Below are 16,657 nucleotides of genomic sequence, written 5' to 3' on the forward strand. Positions count from 1 at the left end.
AGATATTTAATTTCATTTAAAGAAGTGGAGTGTTATGGCAAGAAATAGTAAAAATGCTACTTCGGTTGTTGCAATCAACAAAGTCACGCAAACCATATTCGGTCTAAGTGAAAATGAAGTTTTTGAACACGATTTTTCTAAATCAAATCGTGCGAAAGAGACTTACATTTCTTATGTGCCTTATAAGGATGTAATGACAACAACAGTCGAAATAAGCAAGACTGTCGCGGATGACGATTTGTTAGACACTATCGTCGTTAAGGTTTATGAGGAGCTAGGTCTTGACACTGCTCTGGATTATAAAATTACATATAGCGAAGTTATCGGTGCTAACAGCGATGATAGAGTATTTAATGTATTCGTCGTCGATAACACAAAATTAACTGCTGAATTTGATGCTATCGCAGCTCGCACAAATTACATCGATTATGTCGCTATGGCACCGTTTCTTTACGAAAATCTCTATGCTCGTGGAATTTTGACAAGAGACGGAATTGATTGTTTTGTTTATCTGCAAAGAGATGACGCGTTTTTGGTCGTCTATCAAAATGGTGAATATTTTCAATCAAGACAACTTAGATATAATCTCAAATTCTTGCACGACAAATTTTCTGAATTGGTCGGAAATAGAATGGAAGAGGCTGAATTCTTTAAATTACTTGCAACACAAGGTATAAATTTAGAAAATCCAGCTGAGAGAGATTATATGATTCAAATTTTCGATGATATGTTTTACTATATCAACGATGTTTTGAACGGTATATCTAAGGTCTATAATATAAATATTCAAAGTATTTATATCGGCACAGATATCGGCAAAATCCCTGCTATCGAGGTTTTTGTAGAAAACAATCTAAAAATCGACTACAAAGATTTCAATTTTAGCGTAGCGATTAATGCGAAAGATTATCCGCTTACTCAACTAGATACTTTGATGTTTTTAGCCGGACAACAATACTTGGCTGAGCCAGATGATGATCACAACTACTCACCATTTATGCGCCCACCACCATTAAACCAAAGATATAGCGGTAAATTGATTGGCTATATTTTAGGTGGTTTATTGCTTGGTGCTGCTTACCCTGCGTATCAATTTGGCTATGGTTATTACAACAATATGATAGCCGATGAGAAAACTACAGAATATCAAGGATTAGAATCAGAGCTTGTCCCTGCAAGAGAGCAAGTCAAAGAAGCAAAAGAAAAAACTGCCAAAGTCAAAGAGGAATTTGGCGTAAGAAATAAAGATTTAGGCGATCGCAGTAGTTTGATTAACGAAATTTTTAGTAAGAAAAATGAGTATGCTATGAAGGGCATGTCTGTATTTGACCTTACTAATATGATTGTTAAAAACAGAGGAAAATTGGTAAGAATTGGCAACGATGATAGAAATATCACCGTAGAAGTTCATACTAAAAATGACAAGCAAATGACAGAGTTGTTAGAAGATATAAGCCAAAAAGCAAAATATGGCGTATATACTGAAACAATCGTCTTGCAAGGCGAAGATGATAGTGTCGTCTATGATAGTAATATAAGTGTGGAGGTGCGCTAATGAGAAAAAAAGGTTCATTAGATCAAATTGATGAATGGTTTGCAGCCAAAGGAAATAGCGCCAATACATATTTATATATGGGCTTGGCTTTGGCAGCGGTTATCGCTTACTTTGCGTTGAGCACATACTCTGTGCCATATTTGGAAGAGAGTGAGAGTAATTTAGCTAGTGCTGCCCAAAAACTAGAAGATTCTCAAAGAGAGTATGATACTGACTTTAACAGTAACCCTGCTGGCAAAGTTGCACAAGAAAGAGCTACTTTAAAACTCGAAGAGACAAATTTGGAAAATGCTGTTAATAAAATCAACTATTTAGATGTAAAATTGACAGAGATTTCAAAGCTAACATACAATGAGAAAAACTGGGCTACCTTTATGGATAGTTTAACAACACTGGCTGAAAATAATAATGTTAAAATTTACAACATTACTAGTTCTAAAAAAGAGCCAAGTGCTGAAAATGTCTTCAAACCAGAAGCATTGTTGAATATCGATGTTAAATTTGAAGGTGCTTTTCAAAATGTTGTTAGATATGTAAATTTAATCGAACAATCAGAAATGATTGTAGATGTTAATAAGATGGATATCAATGGCACCGAGGAAGGTAAAATTGGTGGCACGGTTGGTATGTCTATCTGGGGAGTGAATTACAAATGAAAAAGATAATTTTATGTTCGTTTGTTTTGTCTAGTGTGCTTTTTGGAGCAGATGAGCCCAAGGGTCTATCTGATGAAGTAAGAGCATTTCAAGATAGATATAATGGTATGTTTGCTAACCTAAGCAAGCCAAGAGTGGGTCTTAGCGATTCTCAAATCGCATCTTTGCCAGATCCGTTTTATCCGAGAGAGGCTAATACTGGTCCTGTTGAGCCTGTGGTGAAAAAAACAGAAGGTTTAGGTTATCAGTTGCTTGGTATCATGGGCAATAAAGTTAAATTAAATGACAAATGGTATGGACTAGGTGATTATATTGGTTCATATAAGATTGTCCAAATAACTGGCAATAGCGTTATCGTCGCTAATAACGAAGATAATAAAATCGAATTAAAACTAAAACAAGGAAATCAAAATGTCACTATTACATACAAGTAAGAAACTTAGCTTAGCTGCTATGCTTGCATTATCGCTTGGTGTCACAGGTTTATCTGCTGCTTCAAACTGCGATAGAAAGGCTTTGAATATTAAGGTTAATGATGTTGTAACGCTAAATGAAATGCTAACACAATTATCTGATATGTGTAGATTTTCTGTCGTTGCAAAAGATGCTATTGCGCAAGAGGAACTTGCAAAAGAGCTCCAAGGTGTTAGCATTAAAGATATGTCATTAAGAGAGGTTTTTGATTTATTAATCAAAGAAAATAACCTTAGCTATGATTACTCAAACAATGTTCTTAAAATTTCTGCATTAGAGACAAAGACATTTAAGGTAGATTATATCACTTCTGTAAGAGAAGGCATTGCTACTACAAAAGCCTCTGTTGATTCAGCTCCTGTTGAAGTAGGAGAAGATGAAGACAAAGAGAAGTTAGATGATAACAAAATTACATCTACTGAGAAATTTGATTTTTGGGAAAGAATCAGTGATGATATCACTAGTATTTTAAATAACGGCACAGAAAAATATGTAGCCGTAGCTCCTATTGTCAATCAAAATGCTGGTTTGATTACCGTAACTGCTACAAAATCTCAAATTGCTCGTGTTGATAGCTATTTGAAAAATATGCAAAAACGCCTTGGCAGACAGGTTTTGCTTGATGTAAATATTATTTCTGTCGAGTTGCATAATGAATACACAACAGGTATCGATTGGAGCAAATTCCAACTCGGCTTCAACACATATATAGGTGGCGATGCTAATACTCCTACAAGCTATACTTTTGGTAATAGAAATGCTACTCCTATGCAAACAGAGAGAATGACTATGACCCCTACAACATATAAAGATGATGCTGGAAACGATAGAACTATGTGGCAACCAAGTGGTTTTAATCGTTATGAATGGGGACGCGAAATGGGAGTAAAAGCTAGCCAAGCTAGTGGTATTTGGGGAATAGCTGCGAATTTAAATTTCAGCATTGATGGTATGATTAACTTCTTGGAGACCAAGGGTAAAACAAAAGTCGTAGCTAGCCCTAAGGTAACTACTATGAATAACCAACCAGCGATTATTTCTGTTGGTGATACTATCAACTATTTATTGCTAGAAAGTGCTACTTCTCTAACTGCGGCAAGTGATGGTAGCTCTGTCACATCTGATCAAACACAATACTCTATTTTTATCGGTATTTTGTTAAATATCTTGCCAGAAATTTCAGATGATAATAGAATTATGCTTAGAATCAATCCGTCTTTGAGTAGCTTTAAATACGCAGAAGATGATATAAAAACTAGCACACCTAGAAATATCGCTCCTGATACACTTCAAAAGAAACTTTCAAGTGTAGTTTGGGTTGATGATGGCGATACTGTAATCCTTGGTGGTTTGATTGGTCAAACAAAAACTAAAAATAACACAAGAGTTCCGATTTTGGCTGAAATTCCTCTTGTAGGAAATTTATTCAAAAGCACAGCTGATGTTTTGAGCACAACTGAGCTTATTTTCGTCGTAACTCCGCATATTATCGACAATACAGGCGCTCCTTTGGCTAGCTCGCTAAAAGAGCTTGGTTACTCAAAATCTGTCTATGAAAAATAATGAGTAACGCTTATACCTCTATTAAAGAGATATTTATCGAAGATAACGAAGTCTCAGACTTCGTTAATCTCGATAAATCAACTCTTGCATATCATAAAATTTTAAATGCCCTACAAAAACCGCTCAAACTGATTTTGTTTTATGGCAAACCAGGTTGCGGAAAGACCTTTTTGCTAAATAAAATAAAAGCCGATTTGGAAAAAAAGGTTAAAGTAGTTTTTATGCCACAACCTTTTTTTGATGAAAAAGAGTTTTTTTTAGAACTTTATTCTCAAATTTTCCACTCTAACCCAGTTGCGCCAATCGATAACTATGAGAATTTTATGAGAGTTTATCGTGAGAGACTTGGGATTACAGGCGGAGGCGCGGCTGTGGAGCAGGTCGTAATCTTGCTCGATGAAGCTCAACTTTATCCTGGAAATTTGATTGAAAAAATTAGATTAATGGCGGATTCTAGGTTATTTAAATTTTTATTTACAGTGCATAAAACAGATGAGGAAGATCGTCTTGCCAAAGATTATTTTAAAACCAGAATTTGGGAGAGTATAGAGCTTCCAAACTCAAATTTAGGCGAGGTGAAGCTGTATATAGAAAAAAAATTAGTTTTTCATGGTTTTCAGCAATATTATTTTATGTTTAGCGATGACAATTTCGATTTAATCCTAAATTTAACTGATGGAAATATGAGAAACATAAACAAATTAATGTATAAAATGTATGAGCTGTTTGAGTATTACGAGGCAAATAAGCCAACAGAGATTAGTTTTGCTCAAATCAATAATAAAATCATAGAAATGGCAGCCATTGGCACGGGGATAATCGATGCTTGAATTTTACGAAGTTAATGAATTAGAAAAAAAATGGGAAGAATACAATAAAAACAAAAAGCAATTTTCCTTTTTGAAATCCAAGCCAAATTTTGTGTTTAAATTTGACAAGACGATTTTGGGGCTTTTGGCTTTGATTTCTATCGCGATTGGTGCGATTTTTTGGTTGCTTAATGACGACGACAAAGTTAGCATGGCTAGCATAAACGAAAATATCCAAAATGAACCTGCTATAAGCGATGTCGTGCCAAACCCTGCGCCGCAGGTCCAGCCTACCATAAATACTGCCCCGCAAACTGAGGTTGCCGTGCAAAATAGTGAAATTTCGCGCGCAGATTATAATATCAGCGCCCCAGCAAACGATACTAACCGAGTGCAAAATGTAGAACGCCCAAGCCTAAATATCAACGATGTGGGTGTGCTATCTAGCGAGGATTCTGGCGGTTTTAAGATTACAAACACATACGAAAATTCTGCCAATAACCAAAATTTTGCTAACCAAAATTTTGCAAACGGGGGATTTAATCAGGGTTTTAATCAGGCTAACAATGTGCCAAATTTTAACCCAAATGCTCAAAATTTCAACCAACCGATGAAAAACGAGATTATTGATTTTGGTAAGGCTCCATTACCACCAAAACAAAATGTCGCTTCTAACGCGCCAGCCCCTGTAAATAGGGCTCCGATTAGTTCTCGCCTTGAAATTCGCACTTCAAATTTAAGCTCTGAGCGACAGAGTTTGGAGAGTAAATTTTATGCAACAAATAAAATCGAGTATTCGCTTTCATTGGCCGAGGAAGCTTATAATAAAAAAGATTATGACAATGCGATAAAATGGGCTCTAACATCAAACGAGATTGATAAAAACAATATTAATAGCTGGATAATTTTCGCCAAAGCTAATTATAAAAAAGGTCGCAAAGATGACGCTATTTACGCGCTAGAAACATTTAATTCTAAGGCTAAAAATGGCGAAATTGCGAATTTAATAAATCAAATCAAAAGCGGTGCGCTATGAGAGTATTTTTATTTTTAACGCTAATTTTGGGCTCTGTTTTCGCTGTCAATGTCGATGATGTGCGAAACTGGGATCAAATCGGTCAATACAATAGAATTTGCCAAGAAAGCGTTAGAAATCTCTTTATCGAGGAGCAAAACGAGGCGCTAGCAAACACTTATGCGAAAGCTTGCCTAAAAATGGATAGGGTAAATGAGCTAGTCGTGCCAATGGTGATGTTGTATAAAACGAAGGAAACTAGGGAAAATGCCTCTTTGTATTCGACCATAGTTTTCCAAAAGAAAATGCTTTATTTAGCGCTTTGCGACGGCGTGGATATTTCGTATATCAGAACGCCGAAGATTAATTATATTTTGTCTGAAATTTTTGATAAATTTGTAGAGAAAACATACACCAAAAAAGGCGATGCGTATGTTTTTACCCTAGATGACGGCGAAAAAGCCGAGCTTTTTATCAAAGAAGAAGAGGGAGTAAAAAAAATGGTGGTGGCAATCTATGCCGGTGAAAAACTTAGCTCGATTAAAATTTATTGGTGATTGATATGACAAAGATAGAAGAGCAGATTGTTTCAATTCTAATAAAAAATAATGTCTTAACCCAAGCTATCGTCCCTGAAATTCAGGAGAAAATGGATATTGGTTTGACCCTTGGCGAAGTTTTGGTCGGCGACAACTATTTAAGTCAAGAAAATTTTTGCTTGATTTTAGCTGAGCTTTACAAACGCAGACAGATTGATTACGAAGATGTTCGTGAGAAATTTTCAATCGATCAAAAAGAATTTTTGCAAGTTTTGGCTAAAAAGCAAAATTTAACCTATATGAATTTAGATGATGTTGATATCGATTTTAAACTATCTGAGCGCGCTCCGATGGCGCAACTTAAAAAATTTGGCGTAATTCCTGTAAGGGCGGACGATTTAAATATCTATGTTGCGTTTTCTGATCCGTTTAATATGGAAGCCCAGGATAGAATTCAAGCTATTTTTAACAAACACCTTCTAAAAATAGTTGTAGCCGATCCAAATCAAGTAAATAAATATATGGCTAAACTCGAACTTTCCGAGAGTATCAAGGATTTGGTCGCTACTATTAGAAAAGAGCTTGCTAGCACGGGCGGTAGTGGCACAGGCGATGATACATCTGCGATTTTGCAACTTATCGAGATGATTGTAAAACAATCAATCATTATGCGTGGTAGCGATATTCACATCGAGCCTACTGAGAATAACTGCGTCGTGCGCACCAGAATTGACGGTATGTTGCAAGAAATTTTTATCTTTGATAAAGACATTTATCCGCCACTTGTGAGCCGTTTGAAACTGCTTTCGAATATGGATATCGCAGAGCGTAGAAAGCCACAAGACGGCCGTTTTTCTATGACGATTTCTGGGCGCGAATACGATTTTCGTATTTCGACGCTTCCTATTATCAATGGTGAATCTACCGTTATGCGTATTTTGGATAAATCTAAGGTTATCATTAGCCTTGAAAAGCTTGGTATGCACCCAGAAAGTTTTAAAAAATTTAGTAATGCAATGCACGCACCGTATGGCATTATCCTAGTTACTGGACCAACCGGTAGTGGTAAATCAACCACACTATATGCGGCACTAAACGATGTCAAAAGTGTCGATACAAAAATCATTACCGTTGAAGACCCTGTTGAGTATCAGGTAAATTTAATACAACAAGTCCATGTTAATGAAAAAGCAGGCCTTACATTTGCGTCGGCTTTGCGCTCGATTTTGCGTCAAGACCCTGATATTATAATGATCGGTGAGATTCGTGACCAAGAAACGCTTAGAATTGCGATTCAAGCGGCTCTTACTGGACACTTGGTCTTTTCTACACTACACACAAATGACGCTGTTAGTGCGATACCAAGAATTGTAGATATGGGAATTGAGAGTTACTTAATCAGTGGTGCGCTTATTGCGGTCGAGGCTCAACGCCTTGTGCGCAAGCTATGTCCGCACTGCAAACAACCTACAAATGTGCCAAAATCTATGCTCGATCAGTTAAAAGAATTTTTACCTGAGCAGTATAAATTTTTCAAAGCAGTTGGTTGTGATCAATGTGGTCAGACAGGCTATATGGGTCGTGAGATGATAAGTGAAATTTTGCCTATTACAGATCGTATGCAAAGCCTGATTGCAAATGGTGGCTCGAAAGACGATATGAGAGCTTTGGCGAAAGAGGAGGGCTTTATCGATATGTTTGAAGACGGCATTATTCGTGCAGCTCGTGGAGTAACAAGTATAGAAGAAATTTATAGGGTGGCTAAACAATGAAAGATTTAAATGTAAATATGAATGCTGGTGGAAAACGCCAGCAAATGCGACTAAAAGTCAATAACAAGGTCAATGCGAACAACCTAATGAAACAACGCTCAGGCGGTTCGATTTCTAGACGCGCTCAAACGCAAAATTTGGGTAATATCACAGGCGATTTTAAAACCCAAGTAAGTCGTTTAATGGGCGGTAGTGGCAAGGTAAAAACTCTGCCATTAGTTGCTGCTATTAGACAGCTTTCTGTTATGACAAATGCTGGTATTTCTATCCACGACTCTATTAAAGAGGTCGCAAGAGCGACAGAGGATAAGACGCTAAAAGGCATTTTTAGCGCGATGAACGACGACCTTAATGCAGGTCTTAGCCTTACTGAATCAGCGGAGAAATTCCGCCCACAACTAGGCGATGTCGTCGTGGCAATGGTAAGCCTTGGTGAGGCCACAGGTAATATGGCTGAATCACTTGCCAAGCTAGCTTCTATGCTTACTGAACTTTACGAAAATCAAAGAAAATTTAAAAAGGCTATGCGCTATCCGATGACTTTGATGATTGTTATGGCGATAGCATTTACGATTTTGATGATGTATGTTGTGCCTAAATTCCGCGAAATTTTCGAAGAGCTTGGCGCAGATTTGCCACTTCCTACAAAAATTTTGCTAGGAATTGAAAGTGCGCTTAGCAATTATGGTGGCTATATTTTGCTTGGTATCATCGTTACAATCGTGGGTCTTAAATGGCTTTATAAAAACAACGATCAGTTTAAAATCGGCTGGGATAGGGGAATTTTAAAGGTTTATTTGTTTGGTAAGATTATTTTCTACTCTACAATGTCAAGATTTATGCTGATTTTTACCGAGCTAGTTCGCGCTGGTATTCCTATCGCAGACGCCCTTGATACGGCTGTTTTGATGGTCGATAACCACATGCTAAAAGAAAAACTTTCAAGCGTTAAAATCGCTGTTCAACAAGGTGTTAGCCTAACAGAGGCTTTTGAGAATACTGGACTTTACGAGAGTATGCTTATTCAGATGATTAGTGCTGGTGAGCAGGCTGGTAACCTTGATAAAATGCTTGGAAATGTTGCTGATTATTACAAAGAGAAATTTGACGATATTATCGATAATATTTCTAGCTATGTTGAGCCGATTATGCTATTTTTCATGGCTGGTATGGTATTGCTACTCGCTCTTGGTATCTTTATGCCAATGTGGGATTTGGGAAAAGCTGTCAAAAGCTAAAACAAAATCCGCGTCCAAATCGGGCGCGGATTTATCACAACTTCGTAAAATTCTAGTTTTCAAATAAAATTTTAACCTTAAATTTGCTAAAATTGCGCTTTTTATTTTCAAAGGATTTATCATAATAAAAGAAGTATATTTTATAATCGTCTCGGCTATAATTTTGTTTTTTGGATTTGCTACGATTGCGCCTGACTCGGCTCTTGTCGGCAGTGCTGGCAATGCAATTCGCTCGGTAAATTTAGGGCTTTTTGGTTATTTTTCATATATTTATCCACTATTTTTACTAGGGCTTGTCTATATCGCGTATCGCTATTTCAGGGGATTTAATTTTAGATTTTTTGAATTTTGCATAGGCGTGATTTTGCTATTTTTCACCGTGCTTTTTGTGCAATCAAGCATTATCGGCGATAGTGGCGGAATCATCGGTAGCGTGGTCATAAATCAGCTAAGGCAGTTTGTGGGAAGCGTGGGGATTTGGATTTTTAATCTAACGCTTTTTGTCCTTTCGCTGGTGCTGATTTTCGAGGATAAGCTTACAAATATTATCAAAAATTCTTTTATCAAAGAGCAAACTAGCGAGGCAAAAAGTGAAATTTCGCGCGAACAAACCCGCCAAAGAGCCACAAGGGTGCAAACCGAGTTAAAACCAAAACCGCTTAAAAAAGACAGAGCCGAATTTAGCGAAAAACAAGAGAGCAAAATCGAAAAATTTCTAACCGAGCAAAGCGATGATTTGGAGGGTGAAAATTTAGATTTCAATTTGGAAAAAGAGCCAAATTTGCAAAATGAAATTTTAGAGCCAAATTCTAAAAAATCAAATTCCAAAAAACCATCTTCGCTAAAAAAAGTCGAGCATTTAAGCGAGGTTGCCGAAAACAAAAAACTTCTTGATGAGCTAGAAAAGGGTAAAATAGACAAACCGCAAAATTTCGCCCTTCCGCCACTTGAATTTTTGGAAAATCCACCCAAAAAACAAAATATGATTGATGATAGTGAGATAGATCAAAAAATCTTCGATCTGCTTGATAAACTTCGCAAATTTAAAATTGACGGCGATGTTGTTCGCACATACTCAGGTCCCGTGGTTACGACATTTGAGTTTCGCCCAGCAGCGCACATTAAGGTTAGCAAAATCCTAACCCTCCAAGATGATTTGGCTATGGCATTGCGCGCGCAGACGATCCGTATCCAAGCCCCGATTCCTGGCAAAGATGTCGTAGGAATCGAAATCCCAAATCAAAACATTTCTACCATATATTTGCGCGAAATTTTAGAAAGCGAAATTTTCAAAAGCGCTTCTAGTCCTCTTACAATTGTGCTTGGCAAGGATATTGTCGGTCAGCCTTTTGTTACAGATTTAAAGAAACTGCCACATTTGCTTATCGCTGGAACAACTGGAAGTGGTAAAAGCGTGGGAATTAATGCTATGCTTTTGAGCCTACTTTATCGTAATTCTCCAAAAACACTTCGTCTTATAATGATTGATCCAAAAATGCTTGAATTTAGCATTTACAATGATATACCACATTTGCTAACGCCTGTAATAACTCAGCCAAAACAAGCAATAGTTGCACTTGCAAATTTGGTTAGTGAAATGGAGCAACGATATAAATTGATGGCGCAAAATCGCACGAAAAATATCGATAATTACAATGAAAAAATGTTAAGAGAGGGTGGTGAAATTTTGCCATTTATTGTGGTAATTATCGATGAGCTTGCTGATTTGATGATGACAAGCGGTAAGGAAGTCGAGCATTATATAATGCGATTAACGCAAATGGCAAGAGCTGCTGGAATTCACTTAGTTGTAGCAACCCAACGCCCAAGTGTAGATGTTATAACTGGTGTAATTAAAGCAAATTTATCAAGTAGAATTAGTTTTAGAGTGGGTTCGAAAATTGATAGTAAAGTTATTTTAGATGGGATTGGCGCAGAGAGCTTGCTAGGGCGAGGCGATATGCTATCAAAACTGCCAGGGGCACCAGGAATTATAAGGCTACATGCTCCATTTACCACAGAAGATGAGATAAATAAAATCACTGAATTTTTAAAAGAGCAAGAAAGTGTGGTTTATGACGAGAGATTTTTGATAGAAAACGAAAATACAAAAGATAATCAAGGCTTATTTAATCCTCAAAATTTAGTCCTTGATGAGCTGTTTGAAGAGGCAAAAAATATCGTTTTGACTGAGGGTAAAACTTCTGGTAGCTATTTGCAACGCCGTCTTAAAATCGGCTACAACCGCGCCGCTACAATCATCGAGCAGTTAGAGCAAATGGGAATTTTAAGCGAACTCAATGCCAAAGGGCAAAGAGATATCATCAAATAAATTTGGCTAAATTTTGAAATTTAAATGGAGTAAAATTTGAGAACAGATCAGTGGCTGTTTTATTTCACGGTTGCATTAATCACCATAGGCATTGTATTTTCACTATCCTTGACCTCATATACTACGCTTGCAAGCGATACTGAGCCGCTATATTTTTTCAAAAAACAATGGATATTTGGTATGTTTAGCATTTTCCTTATGTGGGGGCTTTCGCAGTTTAACCCAGATAAGGTTTTGACGCCGTTTTGCATGGTTTTGTGGGTGGTATCTGGGCTAGTGATGATTTCAATGGGCTTCATGCCTAAATCAATCGTATCAGAGGTAAATGGAGCGGCTAGGTGGATAAAAATTGCAGGCATTAGTATCGCTCCGGTGGAATTTTTCAAAGTTGGCTTTATATATTTTTTGGCGTGGAGTTTCTCGCGCAAGATGAATCACACCAAAAAAACGGTTTGGCAAGAGATTAAAATTTGGGTTCCGTATGTCTTTCTTTTCGCGATTTTTGGCATAGTTATCGCCATAGGACAAAAAGATCTTGGACAAGTGGCTGTTTTGGCTGCGACGATGATATGTATGTCGTTTTTCGCCGGAACTAGCATGAGGCTAGTTGGCATAGTGGTGGGAATAATCGGCATTTTGGGTTATACTTTTGTCGTCACTAGTCCGCACAGAATTGTGAGAATTCGCTCATGGTGGGCTGGCGTGCAAGACACTATCACTCCGTTTCTCTCCCCAGAAACAGCCGCTAAGGTTCGCGTAGATGATGCGAATATGCCTTACCAAGTCGGCCACTCGCTAAATGCCATAAACAACGGCGAGCTTTTGGGTGCTGGGCTAGGGCAGGGAAGCTTCAAGCTGGGCTATCTTAGCGAGGTGCATACTGACTTCGTGCTAGCTGGCATTGCCGAGGAAATCGGATTTTTTGGAATTCTTGGCGTTGTTTTACTCTTTGCTGCAATGCTTGCTAGGGTCTTTCGCATAGCCTCAAAATCCGTAAATAGCGTATATTTTCTCTTTGGGCTTGGCATTGCTTTTATGCTGTTTTTCTCATTTTGTCTAAATTCTTACGGAATTACTGGGTTAATACCTATGAAGGGTATCGCTGTGCCGTTTTTAAGCTATGGCGGAAGCCATGTCATAGCTGCTTCAATGGCGGTTGGATTTATACTTATGATTAGCAAACGCGCAAATTTAAGGAGCTGAAAATGATAGCAATCAGTGGTGGCGGCACAGGTGGGCATTTAAGTATCGCAAAAAGTTTAGGCGCTGAGCTTAAAAATCGCGGAATAGGGGTGATTTTTATCGGTTCGACCAACGGCCAAGACAGAGCGTGGTTCGAGGGTAGCGAAATTTTCGAGCGGGCGTATTTTTTGGAAAGCTCTGGCGTGGTGAATAAAAAAGGTCTTAGCAAATTTGCTTCTTTGATTAATATTTTAAAACTATCTTTGAAATGTCGCAAAATTTTCAAAGAAAACGGCGTAAAAGCCGTAATCAGCGTGGGCGGATACAGCTCAGCTCCGGCTTCGTTTGCGTCTTTGTTTTTTTTCAAGCCACTTTTTATCCACGAACAAAACGCTATTTTAGGGCGGTTAAACGACCTTTTAGAGCCGTTTTGCAAAAAAATTTACAGCCCATATTCTAGGGAAAAATTCGAGCTTCCCACAGCTTGTGGTTGTGTGACGAAATTTACGCAGGATAATACCCAGTGCATAAGCGATAAATTCGACTATCCAGTAAGCGACATTTTTTTCGAAAAAGCTAGAATTCGAAGCGAGATAAAGACGATAATTTTCTTAGGCGGTTCGCAAGGGGCGAGTTTTATCAATACTCTTGCTTCAAATTTAGCGCCAAGGCTTACCAAAATGGGCTATGAGATTATTCATCAATGTGGCGAAAAAGAGTTTGAAAAATACAGCGAATTTTACAAAAACGCGAATTTAAATGTCGAGCTTGTGGGATTTAGCAAAAATTTGGTCGATTTGATCTCAAAGGCTGATTTGTGCGTAGGCAGAAGTGGGGCTAGCACGCTGTGGGAGCTCGTGGCAAACGGACTTCCTGCGATTTTCGTGCCGTTTCCGCACGCAGCAGGAGATCATCAATTCTACAATGCGAAATTTTTGCAAGATCTAAATTTATGCAAAATCGTGCGCCAAAATGAGGCTAGCGAGGATAAAATTTTGGATTTAATCCAAAATTTCGACGCTCCAAGTGCAAGTAGGGGGCTAGTAAATTTCAGCTCCAAAAACGGCGCAAAATCCATAATCGACGATATTCTAAGCCAAATTTAAAAACAAAATTTGGCTTAATATTGACAAAACTTAGCACTCGGTGCTATAATGTGCTAATTTTTAAACAAAATTCAATCCAAAGGACATTTTATGGCAAAGAAAAAATTCAAAACAGAGGTCACTGATTTATTAAATTTAATGATCCACTCGCTGTATTCAAACAAGGAAATTTTCCTTCGTGAGCTCGTATCTAACGCCTCAGACGCGCTTGATAAGTTAAATTATCTATGCCTTACCGATGAGGCTTACAAGGCTTTAAGCTACACGCCACGCATTGAAATTTCGCTCGATAGCGAGAATAAAATTTTAAAAATTTCAGATAATGGTATCGGTATGAACGAGGGCGAGTTAGAGACCAATCTAGGCACGATTGCGAGATCTGGCACAAAGGGATTTATGGCGAATTTGAGCGGAGATGCCGCCAAAGATAGCAACCTAATCGGGCAGTTTGGCGTGGGGTTTTATTCGGCGTTTATGGTCGCAGATAGTATCGATGTCATCTCGCGCAAAGCCCTTGAAGACGAGGCTTTCATCTGGTCATCAAACGCCAAAGACTATACGATTTCTGCTTGCGAAAAAGATAGCTTTGGCACCGATATAATCTTGCATTTAAAAGACGATGAATTTGCGAATTTAGCGCGATTAGAGGGCATTATCAAAAAATACTCGAACCATATCCCATACCAGATTTTTGGGCAAAAAGAGGAGTATATCCCTGGCGAGGACGGCGCGCAGGGTCATAGCGAGACCAAGGTCGTGCAGCTAAACTCGGCTAGCGCGCTTTGGCAACTGCCAAAATCATCGCTAAAACAGAGCGATTATGACGACTTTTATAAACAAATCAGCCACGATAGCGCAGATCCGCTATTTCATATACATACCAAAGCAGAGGGTGTGCATGAATACACTACGCTATTTTATGTGCCATCAAATGAGCCGTTTGATTTATACCGCGTGGATTATCAAAGTGGCGTCAAACTTTATGTCAAGCGCGTATTTATCACAGATGACGCCAAAGAGCTTTTGCCTGTGTATTTGCGCTTCGTGCGTGGCGTGATAGATGTGGAGGATTTGCCACTAAATGTGAGCCGTGAAATTCTGCAAGAAAACCGAATTTTAGCCCATGTCAAGGAACAAAGCGTAAAGAAAATTTTAGGCGAATTAGCCAAAATGCTAAAAAACGACCGCGAAAAATATGAGAAATTTTACGCGCTTTTTGGCAAAGTGCTAAAAGAGGGCTTGTATGGATTCGGCCCTGATAAGGCTGAGATTAGCCACCTAGCGCTGTTTAAGTCAAATTTACGCGAGGGGCTAATCAGCCTAGATGAATACAAGGCGCGTATGAGCGAGCAAAACGCGGAGCAAAAAGAGATTTATTTCATCACTGGCAAAGATGCGAAAATGCTGAAAAACTCGCCACTTTTGGAGGATTTTAACGCTAGGGGTGTGGAGGTTTTGCTCTGCGATGATGAGATCGACGCTGTGGTTATGCCGGGACTTTTCGAGTTTGATGGCACAGCAATCAAGAGCGTAACTAGCGTAAAAAGCGCCGAGCAAAACGAAGAGCAAAGCCCGTGGGCGCTGGAAGTGGCAGCGAAATTTAAAGAGTGCTTGGAGGGTCGCGTAAAAAATGTGAAAATCTCCACTCGTCTGACAAACTCGCTTTCTTGCCTTGTCTTTGACGAGAGCGATCCAGACTACGCCACACAGCAAATTTTGCGCCAAATGGGGCAGACGAATTTGCCTGAGTTTAAGCCGATTTTGGAAATCAACGCAAAGCATGAAATCATTAAAAAGCTAGAAAATAATAAAACTATGATTGCTAGCGTGGCGCGTTTGGCTTTTGATTTGGCTAAGCTAGGCGAAACCCAAAGCGTCGATGATCCGGGCGCTTTTATCGCTAATATCAACGAACTAGTCGCAAAAGCTCTGTAAAATTTGATTTTTGATTGAGCGTGGCGCGTGGCTTGGAATTCAGCCACGCTTTTTCGCTTGGAATTTTGATTGTGTTGTAAGCGTGGCTTTTGGCTAGGGGAATACTACGCGCGAGGTGGTAAAAATCTCGCGTGCAGGTGATTTGTGTAAAATTTCGGCTTAATAGTCAAAAATTTAGGATGAAAAGTGCTACAATGCCCCTTGTAATCTATTTTGCAATGGGTTATAAAAAATGACAAAAAGTATGAGTAAAAAAATGTCCTTTAAGCCCAAATTTTTGACTATTAAGCCTTTTTTATAATTTTCTAAAACAAGCGAAACACTCCGATGAAGTCCGATATTTCTTGTAAAGTAGAGTAAAGTGGAGTAAAGTGGAGTAAAGTGGAGTAAAGTGGAGTAAAGTGGAGTAAAGTGGAGTAAAGTGGAGTAAAGTGGAGTAAAGTGGAGTAAAGTGGAGTAAAGTGGAGTAAAGTGGAGTAAA

The 16,657-nt window shown here is 38.4% G+C and carries 13 protein-coding genes; all 13 read left to right on the plus strand.

From position 1 onward, the window contains the following. The first annotated feature begins 34 nt into the window (after positions 1–34). The 13 genes from OFO10_RS04305 to htpG all read left to right on the plus strand — a co-directional run bounded on the left by OFO10_RS04305 (position 35) and on the right by htpG (position 16,176). Positions 35–1,555: a hypothetical protein gene (locus OFO10_RS04305; RefSeq protein ID WP_270866210.1), complete on the plus strand. Its 1,521-nt coding sequence runs from the start codon at positions 35–37 to the stop codon at positions 1,553–1,555. Continuing rightward, positions 1,555–2,211 (plus strand): hypothetical protein, encoded by a 657-nt coding sequence (locus tag OFO10_RS04310; protein WP_270866211.1) that lies wholly within the window; start codon positions 1,555–1,557, stop codon positions 2,209–2,211. The genes OFO10_RS04305 and OFO10_RS04310 overlap by 1 nt, the downstream gene beginning before the upstream one ends. Continuing rightward, complete coding sequence (locus OFO10_RS04315; protein WP_270866212.1) at positions 2,208–2,645, plus strand: hypothetical protein; 438 nt, start codon at positions 2,208–2,210, stop codon at positions 2,643–2,645. Before OFO10_RS04310 ends, OFO10_RS04315 begins: the two co-directional genes overlap by 4 nt. Continuing rightward, the gene (gene mshL / locus OFO10_RS04320; protein WP_270866213.1) at positions 2,623–4,248 is read left to right on the plus strand and encodes a pilus (MSHA type) biogenesis protein MshL; all 1,626 of its coding nucleotides are present in this window, start codon (positions 2,623–2,625) and stop codon (positions 4,246–4,248) included. The genes OFO10_RS04315 and mshL overlap by 23 nt, the downstream gene beginning before the upstream one ends. Next, positions 4,248–5,078, plus strand: coding sequence for an ATP-binding protein (locus OFO10_RS04325; RefSeq protein ID WP_270866214.1), 831 nt, complete (start codon positions 4,248–4,250; stop codon positions 5,076–5,078). Before mshL ends, OFO10_RS04325 begins: the two co-directional genes overlap by 1 nt. After that, on the plus strand, positions 5,071–6,093 hold the full coding sequence (locus OFO10_RS04330; RefSeq protein ID WP_270866215.1) for a tetratricopeptide repeat protein: 1,023 nt from the start codon (positions 5,071–5,073) through the stop codon (positions 6,091–6,093). Before OFO10_RS04325 ends, OFO10_RS04330 begins: the two co-directional genes overlap by 8 nt. After that, positions 6,090–6,629, plus strand: coding sequence for a hypothetical protein (locus OFO10_RS04335; protein WP_270858768.1), 540 nt, complete (start codon positions 6,090–6,092; stop codon positions 6,627–6,629). Before OFO10_RS04330 ends, OFO10_RS04335 begins: the two co-directional genes overlap by 4 nt. A 5-nt stretch (positions 6,630–6,634) precedes the next feature. Beyond that, positions 6,635–8,383 (plus strand): GspE/PulE family protein, encoded by a 1,749-nt coding sequence (locus OFO10_RS04340; protein WP_270864455.1) that lies wholly within the window; start codon positions 6,635–6,637, stop codon positions 8,381–8,383. Next, entirely contained in the window at positions 8,380–9,621 is a 1,242-nt protein-coding gene (locus OFO10_RS04345; RefSeq protein WP_270866216.1) for a type II secretion system F family protein, read from the plus strand. The genes OFO10_RS04340 and OFO10_RS04345 overlap by 4 nt, the downstream gene beginning before the upstream one ends. Before the next feature lie 163 nt (positions 9,622–9,784). Next, entirely contained in the window at positions 9,785–11,953 is a 2,169-nt protein-coding gene (locus OFO10_RS04350; protein ID WP_442867982.1) for a DNA translocase FtsK 4TM domain-containing protein, read from the plus strand. Positions 11,954–11,989: 36 nt separating this feature from the next. Next, on the plus strand, positions 11,990–13,156 hold the full coding sequence (locus tag OFO10_RS04355) for an FtsW/RodA/SpoVE family cell cycle protein (RefSeq protein WP_270866217.1): 1,167 nt from the start codon (positions 11,990–11,992) through the stop codon (positions 13,154–13,156). A 2-nt stretch (positions 13,157–13,158) separates the two neighbouring features. Continuing rightward, positions 13,159–14,241, plus strand: a complete 1,083-nt coding sequence (gene murG / locus OFO10_RS04360; protein WP_270866218.1) for an undecaprenyldiphospho-muramoylpentapeptide beta-N-acetylglucosaminyltransferase — start codon at positions 13,159–13,161, stop codon at positions 14,239–14,241. Positions 14,242–14,331: 90 nt separating this feature from the next. Beyond that, complete coding sequence (gene htpG, locus OFO10_RS04365; RefSeq protein WP_270866219.1) at positions 14,332–16,176, plus strand: molecular chaperone HtpG; 1,845 nt, start codon at positions 14,332–14,334, stop codon at positions 16,174–16,176. The last annotated feature ends 481 nt before the right edge of the window (positions 16,177–16,657 follow it).

Source organism: Campylobacter sp. VBCF_06 NA8 (genome assembly GCF_027737825.1).
Classification (GTDB): domain Bacteria; phylum Campylobacterota; class Campylobacteria; order Campylobacterales; family Campylobacteraceae; genus Campylobacter_B.

Bases quoted from the DNA above. Each gene is read 5' to 3' on its own strand.
- OFO10_RS04335 (WP_270858768.1), top strand. From the start codon at position 6,090: ATGAGAGTATTTTTATTTTTAACGCTAATTTTGGGCTCTGTTTTCGCT.
- murG (WP_270866218.1), top strand. From the start codon at position 13,159: ATGATAGCAATCAGTGGTGGCGGCACAGGTGGGCATTTAAGTATCGCA.
- OFO10_RS04340 (WP_270864455.1), top strand. From the start codon at position 6,635: ATGACAAAGATAGAAGAGCAGATTGTTTCAATTCTAATAAAAAATAAT.
- OFO10_RS04305 (WP_270866210.1), top strand. From the start codon at position 35: ATGGCAAGAAATAGTAAAAATGCTACTTCGGTTGTTGCAATCAACAAA.
- OFO10_RS04310 (WP_270866211.1), top strand. From the start codon at position 1,555: ATGAGAAAAAAAGGTTCATTAGATCAAATTGATGAATGGTTTGCAGCC.
- OFO10_RS04345 (WP_270866216.1), top strand. From the start codon at position 8,380: ATGAAAGATTTAAATGTAAATATGAATGCTGGTGGAAAACGCCAGCAA.
- OFO10_RS04315 (WP_270866212.1), top strand. From the start codon at position 2,208: ATGAAAAAGATAATTTTATGTTCGTTTGTTTTGTCTAGTGTGCTTTTT.
- OFO10_RS04325 (WP_270866214.1), top strand. From the start codon at position 4,248: ATGAGTAACGCTTATACCTCTATTAAAGAGATATTTATCGAAGATAAC.
- OFO10_RS04330 (WP_270866215.1), top strand. From the start codon at position 5,071: ATGCTTGAATTTTACGAAGTTAATGAATTAGAAAAAAAATGGGAAGAA.
- htpG (WP_270866219.1), top strand. From the start codon at position 14,332: ATGGCAAAGAAAAAATTCAAAACAGAGGTCACTGATTTATTAAATTTA.
- mshL (WP_270866213.1), top strand. From the start codon at position 2,623: ATGTCACTATTACATACAAGTAAGAAACTTAGCTTAGCTGCTATGCTT.